Here is a 1,136-nt window from a genome sequence, read left to right as displayed (position 1 = left end):
CTCTCTAGGGGTCAAAAGTGGCGAGGAAGAGGGGAAATGCTCTACCAGAGCCACTTTTCGGCTTGCTCAGTGTTGTACGAAGGGCATCAAGGCCGCGTCTGAAGAGGCTTTTGGGTGGGTAGCCGTGCTTGAGGCAGCGTGACGGGTCACGGTGCTCCTCGACCTCACCCACGAGGCAACACCACACAAAGGCGAGGGCGACGACGGCCAGGAGGGTCGAGACCCGAGCGGGCTGGGTCAGGTGGGTGCTTTCCAGAAAAAAACCTCTCGATTTGAGTGCTTGATGCATGTTTTCTGCGGTCCAGCGCAAGGCGTAGCATTTCAAGGCAGGTCCTGCATGGCCCTGATAGGCCAGGAAGAGGGTCTGGCCGAAGGCGTTCTTGCACGCAAGAACGCGTAGGGTGACACCGTAGACGTGGACGGACTTGTACCAGACCCGCACCTCACCCGGCTGGAGTTTCTTGAATCTGACCCAGACGGGCGAACCCTCCACCACACTGTCGGCCCGGAGACGGATAACTGGGGAGATGTTCATGCGGCGCAGGGCGACGAACCACTCCTTGCCGATGAATTCTCGGTCGGCGACCAACAGCACTTTCCGGCCCTCCAGCAAAGGCACGACCTGCTCAACCAGGGCAATCCGGGTCGTCGTATTGCTGTTGCCACTGTGCGGCAACAGCGTCCACACCAATGGAAAGCTGAAGGTTTGCCAGCGGACACTCAGCAAGAGGATGTTGATGTCTGCAGAACCCCACTTCCAATTGGTCCGGTCAAGGACGAGCAGCAACTGCTGCTCGTTTTGGAGATGGGCCAAGACGAAGCGGGCAACGAGGAGGTCTGGGAGGGTGAACTGCACGAAGCGTTTCAGACGCTGGTACACCGTGTCATCCGAGCCTGGTAAATCGACGATATGGACGAGTTGGTACAGGACAACGCTGCGGGCCCGGATGACGGACAGGATGAGGGCGCTCAGGACGGTCAGCCGACGAGGGTCCAGGGGAAAGTGCTGAGCGAGCAGGGCATAGAGGCTAGACTGAGGCGGTCGGCTCCGGGTGTTCTTCATCGCAGAAAACACCGTACAGGAGCCGACTTCTCATCCCCCCATCCCACTTTTGACCCCTAGAGAGGCTGGTGGG

Annotated in this window: 1 protein-coding gene; it reads right to left on the bottom strand. The window is 59.5% G+C overall.

What is annotated here, in order from left to right:
* Nucleotides 1–4 precede the first annotated feature (4 nt).
* Nucleotides 5–1,063, bottom strand: a complete 1,059-nt coding sequence (locus K7W41_RS23300) for an IS4 family transposase (protein ID WP_224612929.1) — start codon at nucleotides 1,061–1,063, stop codon at nucleotides 5–7.
* Nucleotides 1,064–1,136: the final 73 nt, after the last annotated feature.

It is taken from the genome of Deinococcus multiflagellatus, assembly GCF_020166415.1.
GTDB classification, from domain to species: Bacteria; Deinococcota; Deinococci; order Deinococcales; family Deinococcaceae; genus Deinococcus; species Deinococcus multiflagellatus.
This window is presented reverse-complemented; position numbering and strand designations above follow the sequence as displayed.